The following is a 9,316-nucleotide window of genomic DNA, read 5'->3' as shown; positions in this document are numbered from 1 at the left end:
GGCAGGTTGGTCAGGTCCTTGTCGAGTTCGGCGAGAATGGTCTTCTTCACATGGTCGGACATGACCTTGCGCAGATTGCCGAGGGCAAGCGGGGCGGCGGCGATCACGAGGCGATCAAAAGCGCCATCCCTGGCCTTGCGGTCGAGTACTTCAGCCACCGAGCGCACGAATTCTGCCTCTCGGTGCTGGGCGGGATCTGTCTTGGGCTCCATGGCGGAGCGCGCGGAGCCGACAGAAGAAAAGCCGCGTCCGGGACGATCGGAGTTGATGTCCTGGCTCTGGAGCGGTTGGATCGACCAATCCAGCCCCTTCACGGTCGCCAGCCCTTTTCCGGGGCCGGTATTTTCCAGCACTCGGGCCTGAGTGCCATCCGCGATCAAGATCCAGGTGACGGTCTTTTTCATTCGCTGCTCCTGCAAGTTGGTCTGGCTGGAACCGGGTGTTGCGTGGCTCCGAAAGGCCAAACGTCCAACATCCTGAAAGGTTGGCCTTTTCGATCAGCAATGCAAGACCAAGCGATCACAAACTCTGATTGGCCTGCAAAGGTGGGGGCTGTTAGTGCTGCGTCGCGCCTCGTAGCGCGGAGTCCTTTCATGACCTTGCCAGAACAGGCGCCCGACGCTGTCGCGCCTGCACCATCCTCGCTGTCGACCGATCCCACCGAGACCCGCAACGGCGTCGTCGCCGCACTTGGCGCCTATCTGCTCTGGGGCTTCCTGCCGATCCTGTTCCATCTGCTGGAATCGGCCGGCTCGGTGCTGATCGTGGCGGAGCGGACGCTGTTCTCGTTGGTCCTCCTCACCGGCATCCTCGCTTTCGGTGCGGGGTTCCGGGAGGCGAAGGCGCTGCTGAGCAGTTGGAAGACGTTCCGGATTCTGGCGCTCTCGACCGCTCTGCTGGTCGTCAATTGGCTGATCTATGTCTGGGCTGTGGAATCGGGGCAGGTGCTCGAGGCAAGCTTTGGCTATTTCATCAATCCGCTGATCAATGTCGCTATCGGCATGATCTTTCTCGGCGAACGCCAGAACCGGCTGCAGACCATCGCCATCGCCATTGCCGTGGTTGCCATCGCCATCCAGGCGGTTGGTCTTGGCAGCATTCCCTTTGTGGCGCTGAGCCTTGCCCTGTCGTTCGGCTTTTACGGCTTTTTCCGCAAGACGGCGCCATCGGGACCGGCTACGGGCCTTTTTGCCGAGACCGCCATCGCCGCTCCGTTCGCTCTGGCCTATGTGGCCTTCGATCTCGCGACGCGTGGCGTTGGGCCCCATGCCGACCCGCAAACGATGATGCTGCTCGTGCTGACGGGACCGGCTACGGCCGTGCCGCTGCTGCTGTTCGCCTACGCCGTCCGCCGTTTGCGGCTGACCACGATTGGCATGTTCCAGTATCTGGCGCCGTCCATCCAATTTCTCGTCGCCGTCTACCTGTTTGGCGAAGAGCTCAACGGCATGCGCCTTTTCAGTTTCGTGCTGATCTGGCTTTCGCTGGTGGTCTTTTCGTATGACAGTTTCCGACAGCGCAGCTTGGCGCGGAGTTAGTCGCCCAGGCGCTCCAGCGCCGCCTTCGCGGTTTCGATGCCGGGCAGTTCGGTGCCGAGCGTCAGATAGCGCTCGTATAGGGGCCGGGCCTTAACGGCGCGGCCGGCCTCATCATGCAATTGCGCGAGTAGCAGCACAGCCTCGGGAAGGGGCGGGGTTGCTTCGGCAAGGGCGAGTATGGCGTCACCGGCCTCTGCATAACGCTTGAGGCTTTGCAGCACCTGGGCCCGCTGCATGGCTTCGTCCGGGGTCAAAGCTGTCAGTTCCACCAGCTTACTGTAGGCCTCCGCTGTGCCCTCAAAATCCTCGCGTTCAAGTCGCACGGCGATCAGCGCGCGCAGGGCCTCGCCGTCATCCGGTGCATAGTCGGCCCAGTCGCGCACCAGAGCTTCCGCCGCTTCAAGGTCGCCTTCCGCCCGGTGCATCTCGCCCAAGGCCCGCAAGGCGGCGCCATAGCCGGGGTCAATTGCCAGCGCTTCGCGAAACGCCGCGCGTGCGTCTTCTGCCTGTCCCGCTTCGAGTGCCAATGCTCCCAAATGCACGAGCGGGGCAGGGGCAAGCGGATCGGCCTCCGCCGCCGCTCGGGCCAGTTGCTGCGCCCCGTCGAGATCGCCTTGCGATGCCGCCAAATCAGATTGAAGGCGGATGATCACTGCCGCCTTGTCGCCCTCGGTGGGCAACTGGCTGAGCGCCGCTCGCGCATCCTCATTCTGCCCTAGGGCAAGGGAAGCCCGCACAAGACCGATGCGCGCCTCCACAAAGGCAGGGTCATCCGCGAGGGCTGCCAGATAGTTGACCTTGGCGTCCTCGCCACGGTCCTGCGACAGGGCGATGTCCCCAAGGAGCACATGGGCCCAGCGCGCGTCGGGTCCTCCGGTCGAAGCGATCCGCCTCGCCCGCGCGATTGCACCTTCGGGATCGGTGACGGCCCGCGCCGCAGCCCCGATCAGCGGGTCCAGCTCGTCATAAATTCCTGCCGCTGCCTCACGGAAATAGACAGGAACCGGCGTCGTGCCCAAGGGCGGCAGGTCGATGATCTCGACGCTGCGTCCGATCACCCGCAACCGCAAGCGTTGCCCCTCGGGCGCACAGTCGCTGGTCTGGCAGATGATTTCGCCGGCGATGCGCGTTTCTTGGCTGCCGAAGAACTGGCGCAATTGCTTTACGATGGCGTCGACCGAAAGGCCGCTGCCGGGCAGGGCGAACTCGACGAGCTGGCTATCGGGCACGGCAACGAAACTCTGCCGCGCAATGGCGGCCGTTTCTGAAAAGTCCTGCAATCCATCCCAGACGCGATTGGCGGCGACGGCCGAGGTCAGCCCGCGATCCGCCAGCGCTTCCGGCACGCCTATCGGCTCGATGACGATGGGATTGCGCACAATCTGCGCGCCCATGGTCGGGATAAGCAGGATCATGGTGATGAAGAAGCCGATATTGACGATCATGGTGCGCAGCGTCGAAAGGCTGGCATCGAGTTTCGTCAAGCCAAGGCCGCCGCCGGATTGCTCGCTCATGGCCGGGGCTCCTCGGCCTTGACTTCGGCGGCTTCCAATCCGTCGAGGATGTCGAGAAAGCCCGTGGCGAGATTGCCGTATTGCGTTCCCGAGGTGTCGAGCTCCATCACGCGCTCAAGGTCTGCACGAGCCAGGACGTTCTGGCTGGTGATGAGATAAGCGGAGCCGCGACCAAAGCGGGGCGCGGGGTCGTAGGGCCGAAGGGCTATGGCGCGGGTGAAGCGCTCAACGGCCTCTGGCACGCGATCAAGTTCCTGCAGCAGCCCTGCGGACTGGTAGAGCAGGTCGAAGTCATCCGGAGTTATGGCAAGTGCCCGATCAAAGGCCTCAAGCGCCTCGGCCTGACGACCAAGGAAGCTCAACGCCGCGGCATGCAGCGCCTGCGAACTTGCGTCCATGGGTTGATAGCGGGCCGCTGCGCCCATTAGGGCCTCGGTACCGACCAGGTCGCCACTGCTGGCCCGGGCCACGAAGAGAGGCTCGACGGCCAGAATGTAGGACGGGTCGATTTCGAGCGAGCGTTCGAACCAGATCAACGCCTCTTCGGTCCTGCCCCGCGCCTCCTCTATCTGACCCATGCGGGCAAGATAATGTGGGCTGGCCGGATTAAGCTCCGCAGCCCTCTGCAGCAGTGCGAGAGCCCCTTCAACGTCGCCGCGCACATTGAGCAATTCCGCCAGGCCTTCGACCACCGAGGCATTGTCCGGAAATGCCGCCGACAGCGCGTCATAGGCGCTTTGTGAGGCATCGAGCGCACCAGCCTGGCGCAGGGCGCGAGCCAGGTTGATCCGTGCGACCAGGAACTCAGGATCAAGCGCCAACGCTGCGCGATAGTCGCTGATGGCAAGGGTGTAGTCCTCGGCATTGGTGTGCACATTGCCAAGGAGGTTATGCGCCCATTTGGCGTCAGAGTGGTGCTGGCGTATCAGCCGACGCGCCAAAGCCGTGGCGCGCACGGGCTGGGCATCGGCAATGGCGGCAACGGCGATGAAAGGGTCGAGTACCGAAAGGACCTGAATGGCCGCGTTGGTAAAGTAGCCTCGCTGGTTGACGCCTTCCATCGGGGGAAGGTCGATCACCTCATTGGTGCCTTTGAGCACGCGCAACCGCAATTGCATCTCGCCCGGCGTACAGGCTTCGGTCTTGCAAACGATCTCCCCGCCGATGCGCGTCTGACGCAGGTTGAGGAACTGCCTCGTCTGCCGGACGATGGAATCAAGGGAAAGGCCGACGTCGGGCAAGGCGAATTGAATGCGCTGGCTATCGGGAATGGCGCTGACGCTGGCTTTCGAACTGCGCGCCTGCAATTGAGCATCGCGCAGCCCATCCCACAATCGGCTCGCCGCCACCTCCGGCGTCATGCCCTGTTCGATCAGGGCCTTGGGCACTGCGATGGGCTCGATCACCACCTGATCGTACAGAAATTGCCCGATCATCACCGCGATGAAGAGCGCCGCGGCCAGGACAAAGACTATGTTGAGAATGATGTTCCGAAGCAGCGTCGCACCGGCATCGAGCGAGGGCAGGGCGATGCGACGCTTGGGCGGTGGTAGCGGTTCAGCGGGCGGCGGCGCCGGGGTGGCCACCTTCCGCGTGCCGCTCGCAGCGGTCTTTCGGCGAGCCGGCCGCGTGGCAGGCTGGGCGGGGGCACGCGCCATGTGCAACGAACTCCGGCGGAACGCTACAATCCGTCAAATTCATATTGCTTAAGCCGCAGGCTGAACAGGGGTCTCGGCGCGGGAGTGGCGGATCACGGCGGCGATTTCTTCGAAGGTCTGGGCAAGCGGGGTGGCTTCGCGCCAGACAAGGGCGAGATGGCGGCCGGCACGCGGATCAGCCAGTCGGTGAATGGCGATGCGCGGATCGCTCGCTTCCTTGCGCAGGGCGATTTGCGGCAGCAGCGTTACACCCTGACCATTGGCGACGAATTCCACGATGGTGGAGAGAGACGTCGCGGCAAAAGTGCGCGTCGAACGCTCGCCCTCCAGCCGGCAAGCAGAAATCGTCTGATCGCGAAAGCAGTGCCCTTCGTCGAGCAGCAGGATGCGCCCGGGTTCGAGCGCGGCCAGCGATACGGGATCGGCTGTCAGTTCGCTGCTTGGTGTTGCCAGCACAAATGGGTCTTCAAAGAGCGGCGACAGGACGAGCTTCGGCCCACCGGCTGGCGGCTCGGAGGCGATAAGAGCGATATCGAGGCTCCCGTCGGCGAGGCTCTCCAGCATGGCCTCGGTGCGGCTTTCGCTGATGGTGAATTTGAGTGCCGGCAATTGCTGCGTCAGGGCCGGAAAGATTTCGGGCAAGAGATAGGGCGCAACGGTCGGGATCAGGCCAAAACGGATAGGACGGTTCGGCTTGCCGGCGTTTCTGATGGCAAAATTGTCCAGCGCCTCCGAAGCCGCCAGGGCGGGTCGCGCCAGTTCCACGAAGTCGCGACCGAACGGGGTCAGCCGTACGCCCGTTTTCAACCGGTCGAAGATCGCCGAACCGCAAATCGTTTCCAGCGCCAGAATTTGCTGGGAAAGGGCTGGCTGCGACACCGCGCATTCGTCCGCCGCCTGACCGAAATGGCCGGTTCGCGCAACGGCGAGGGCATAGCGCATCTGTCTGAGGGTGATTGTCACGATAATTTCTTCCTATCGGTGGCGAAAGAATTATCGATTGGCCTAATGGTTGTCACCTGAATATAACGCGCCTCAGCAGCAAAGGAGCCCCACATATGACTGACACGATGAATGCCCCTCAGGGCGAGGCTCCGGCAGGCAAGTGCCCGGTGGATCACGGCAGCGCCAAGGTTCGCGGCAATAGCGACTGGTGGCCCAAGCAGCTCCGCGTCGACCTGCTGAACCAGCATTCCGCCAAATCCAACCCGCTCGATTCGGGCTTTAGCTATCGCGAAGCCTTCAAGAAGCTCGACTACGCGGCCCTGAAGAACGACCTGCGCAAGCTCATGACCGACTCGCAGGATTGGTGGCCCGCAGACTTTGGCCATTATGGCCCGCAATTTGTCCGCATGGCCTGGCACAGTGCCGGCACCTATCGTCTCAGCGACGGTCGCGGCGGCGGCGGCCGTGGGCAGCAGCGTTTTGCCCCGCTCAATAGCTGGCCCGATAACGTCAACATCGACAAGTCGCGTCGCCTCTTGTGGCCGATCAAGCAGAAGTACGGCCAGAGCATTTCCTGGGCCGACCTGATGATCCTTGCCGGTAACGTCGCGCTTGAAACCATGGGCTTCCGCACCTTTGGTTTCGCTGGTGGCCGCGAAGACACCTGGGAGCCGGATGCAGACGTCAATTGGGGCACCGAAACCGAGTGGCTGACCCACCGTCCGCTCGACAAGTTCGACCGCGGTCTCGGCGCCACCGAAATGGGCCTGATCTACGTCAATCCCGAAGGCCCGGGCGCCAATGGCGATCCGCTTTCGGCCGCAAAGTTCATCCGCGAGACGTTCAAGCGCATGGCGATGAACGACGAAGAAACCGTAGCCCTGATCGGCGGCGGCCACACCTTCGGCAAGACGCACGGCGCTTCGGCCGAATCCTACAAGGGCGACAATCCGGAAGCCGCTGACCTCTCTGAGCAGGGCTTTGGCTGGACCAGCTCCTATGGCAAGGGCCACGGCGCCGACACCATCGGCAGCGGCCTCGAAGTCACCTGGACCCAGACCCCGGCCCAGTGGAGCAACTTCTTCTTCGAGAACCTCTTCAAGTTCGAATGGGTGCAGACCCGCAGCCCGGCTGGCGCGATCCAGTGGGAAGCCAAGGATGCCGAGAACGTCATCCCGGATGCCCACGATCCCGCCAAGAAGCATCGCCCGACGATGCTGACCACGGATCTGTCGCTGCGCTTCGATCCGATCTACGAGAAGATCTCGCGTCGTTTCCTCGAAGACCCTCAGGCCTTTGCCGAGGCGTTCGCTCGCGCCTGGTTCAAGCTGACCCACCGCGATCTGGGCCCGCGTACGCGCTACATCGGTCCGGAAGTGCCGAAGGAAGAGCTGATCTGGCAGGATCCGATCCCGTCCGTGACCGGCGTCCTCGTTGATGCCGCTGACATTGCCGAACTCAAGCAGAAGGTTCTAGCCTCCGGCCTGACGGTTTCCGATCTCGTCGGCACCGCCTGGGCTTCGGCCTCGACCTTCCGCGGTGGCGACAAGCGCGGCGGCGCCAATGGTGCCCGCATTCGCCTTGCGCCGCAGAAGGATTGGGCTGTCAACCAGCCGCTCGAACTTGGCCGGGTGCTTGAAGCTCTCGAAACCATCCGCACCGAGTTCAATCAGAACGCCCGTGGCGGCAAGCAGATCTCGCTCGCCGACTTGATCGTTCTGGCGGGTGGTGCCGGTATCGAGCAGGCAGCTCGTGTGGCTGGTCACGATGTGACCGTTCCCTTCACACCGGGCCGTACCGACGCGACCGAAGAGCAGACCGATGCGGCCAGCTTCGACTATCTCGAGCCGCCCGCCGATGGTTTCCGTAACTACGAAAACCCGGCTCTGGCCGTTCCGGCCGAAGTCGTGCTGCTCGATCGTGCGCAGCTTCTGACGCTGACGGCGCCTGAACTGACCGTGCTCGTGGGTGGCCTGCGCGCCATCAACATCAATGTCGGCGGCACCGAACATGGTGTGCTCACCAAGCGTCCGGGCGTGTTGTCGAACGACTTCTTCGTCAACCTCCTCGACATGAGCACGCAGTGGAAGGCGACTTCGGACGCGAAGACCCTATACGAAGGCACCGATCGCCGGAGTGGCGAGATCAAGTGGACCGCAACGCGCGTCGATCTGGTCTTTGGCTCCAATTCGGTGCTGCGTGCCCTTGCTGAAGTCTATGCCAGCGGCGATGCGCAGACCAAGTTCGTCACCGACTTCGTTGACGCCTGGACCAAGGTCATGAACGCGGATCGGTTCGATCTGCTCTAGGTCTTGCCAGCCAAAAATATCGTGGGCCCCGGGGGAAATCTCCGGGGCCCTTTTTTGTTGCGCCTGTGGATGAGGCAATTTGAATCAATTGCTCTTCGTTGCTTTCAGTACTCCCAAGCGACTCTACGGGCACCTTCACTCCATCTATGCGGCATCCCGCCCGGAGAAGGTTATGAGTGAATTCGAAGAAGGCCGTCGCGCATTCGCGAGCTTTCGTGTGCTGAATGGCGAAGATAGCCATTCGGAGCGGGATCAACTGTTCCGCAACATGGCCAAGCTCTTCAGCTTTGTCTCCGATCGCTGCGACGATGAGCAGGTGGTGCAGTACGACGAGGCGCTTTGTCTCCTCGCCGAACTGGTCGAAGTCGAAGCCCGCGCCCATGTCGCCAAAATCCTCGCGCCGCTACAGCGGGCGCCTGGGACGGTGGTGGTCAAGCTCGCCAATGACGACATCGAAGTGGCGCGCCCGCTGCTCGAATTTTCCAACGTGCTCAGCGATGACGACCTGATCGATATCATCGAGAAGCAGTCAGAAGCGCATCGCGCCGCCATTGCCGGTCGCGCCGCGGTTACCGAACGCGTCAGCGAGGCGGTCGTCGAACACGGCGACGCCACCTCAGTCATCAAGCTGGTTCGCAATGCCAATGCCGAGATCGGCCGCACTGCGCTCGAAAAGCTCGTCGAACGGGCCAGCCACGATGCCGCCATTGCCGAAGACCTGCGCAATCGCGCCGAGATCGACTGGAAATCGCTGCGCGGCGAAATCGACTCGGTGGCCGACAAGGTCCTCGAAACCCTCGGCGAGGTCGATGGCCGCTTCGATCCGATCACGGCCGGCAAGGTCAATGCCGTTGTCTACAAGCGCATCCGCAATCGCGCTGGTTTCAATGCGCAGGAGTGGAAGGTCGCCTACAATCAGGTGCGCGCCTTGACCGATCGCAAGCAGCTCGATGATCGCGCGCTCGCCCGGTTCGCTCGCTTTGGCTATGGCCACCATGCCGCCGCCGCCATTGCTGTGATGCTGCGTGTCGCCCCTGAAATCGTGGTGAAGTGGCTCGCCAGCCAGGACTATGCTGCCGTTACCGTTGCCCTGCGCGCTGCGGGTCTCCAGTCGGATCTCTTCGGTGCCATCGCCCCCACCTTGCCGTGGCGCGACCTGCCGACGCCGGAACATCAGCAGATGATGGTCAGCCGCTTCGAAGCTCTCGACGAAGAAGAAGCCCGCAACATTTTCGAACTCTGGCGGGCCCATTCCTTCCGGCGCCGCACTGCCGCCGCCGCGGCAGCCGCGGAAATACACCAGCCACAGGCCATGACCGCCTGACCCGACAAGCGCCGCGGCAATCCCGCGG

The 9,316-nt window shown here is 62.9% G+C and carries 7 protein-coding genes; 3 read left to right on the top strand and 4 right to left on the bottom strand.

Annotated elements, in window-relative coordinates; genetic code table 11:
• A partial coding sequence (locus ABW043_RS13555) for a host attachment protein (RefSeq protein ID WP_353921735.1) occupies window positions 1-404 on the bottom strand: 404 nt, incomplete at its 3' end.
• Window positions 405-593: 189 nt separating this feature from the next.
• Between ABW043_RS13555 and rarD the strand changes: the two genes are divergently transcribed.
• Window positions 594-1,538, top strand: coding sequence for an EamA family transporter RarD (rarD, locus tag ABW043_RS13550; RefSeq protein ID WP_353921734.1), 945 nt, complete (start codon window positions 594-596; stop codon window positions 1,536-1,538).
• On the opposite strand, the gene ABW043_RS13545 is transcribed toward rarD, so the two are convergent.
• The 3 genes from ABW043_RS13545 to ABW043_RS13535 are packed head-to-tail and all read right to left on the bottom strand — an operon-like array spanning window position 1,535 to window position 5,673.
• Window positions 1,535-3,052 (bottom strand): tetratricopeptide repeat protein, encoded by a 1,518-nt coding sequence (locus ABW043_RS13545; protein WP_353921733.1) that lies wholly within the window; start codon window positions 3,050-3,052, stop codon window positions 1,535-1,537. The genes rarD and ABW043_RS13545 overlap by 4 nt on opposite strands.
• Window positions 3,049-4,710, bottom strand: a complete 1,662-nt coding sequence (locus ABW043_RS13540) for a tetratricopeptide repeat protein (RefSeq protein WP_353921732.1) — start codon at window positions 4,708-4,710, stop codon at window positions 3,049-3,051. Before ABW043_RS13540 ends, ABW043_RS13545 begins: the two co-directional genes overlap by 4 nt.
• Window positions 4,711-4,758: 48 nt before the next feature.
• The gene (locus ABW043_RS13535) at window positions 4,759-5,673 is read right to left on the bottom strand and encodes a hydrogen peroxide-inducible genes activator (protein WP_353921731.1); all 915 of its coding nucleotides are present in this window, start codon (window positions 5,671-5,673) and stop codon (window positions 4,759-4,761) included.
• Window positions 5,674-5,768: 95 nt separating this feature from the next.
• Between ABW043_RS13535 and katG the strand changes: the two genes are divergently transcribed.
• A complete protein-coding gene (gene katG, locus ABW043_RS13530; RefSeq protein WP_502908646.1) occupies window positions 5,769-7,964 on the top strand; it encodes a catalase/peroxidase HPI in 2,196 nt (731 codons plus the stop codon).
• A 172-nt stretch (window positions 7,965-8,136) separates the two neighbouring features.
• Window positions 8,137-9,288: a DUF2336 domain-containing protein gene (locus tag ABW043_RS13525; protein WP_353921730.1), complete on the top strand. Its 1,152-nt coding sequence runs from the start codon at window positions 8,137-8,139 to the stop codon at window positions 9,286-9,288.
• The last annotated feature ends 28 nt before the right edge of the window (window positions 9,289-9,316 follow it).

The organism is Devosia sp. (assembly GCF_040509215.1).
GTDB lineage: Bacteria > Pseudomonadota > Alphaproteobacteria > Rhizobiales > Devosiaceae > Devosia.
The sequence above is the reverse complement of the archived record's forward strand: the minus strand, read 5'-3'. Positions and strand labels throughout refer to the sequence as shown.

Excerpts from the sequence above, each read along its gene's own strand:
- rarD (WP_353921734.1), top strand. The coding sequence starts at position 594 with ATGACCTTGCCAGAACAGGCGCCCGACGCTGTCGCGCCTGCACCATCC.
- ABW043_RS13545 (WP_353921733.1), bottom strand. The coding sequence starts at position 3,052 with ATGAGCGAGCAATCCGGCGGCGGCCTTGGCTTGACGAAACTCGATGCC.
- ABW043_RS13540 (WP_353921732.1), bottom strand. The coding sequence starts at position 4,710 with ATGGCGCGTGCCCCCGCCCAGCCTGCCACGCGGCCGGCTCGCCGAAAG.
- katG (WP_502908646.1), top strand. The coding sequence starts at position 5,769 with ATGACTGACACGATGAATGCCCCTCAGGGCGAGGCTCCGGCAGGCAAG.
- ABW043_RS13525 (WP_353921730.1), top strand. The coding sequence starts at position 8,137 with ATGAGTGAATTCGAAGAAGGCCGTCGCGCATTCGCGAGCTTTCGTGTG.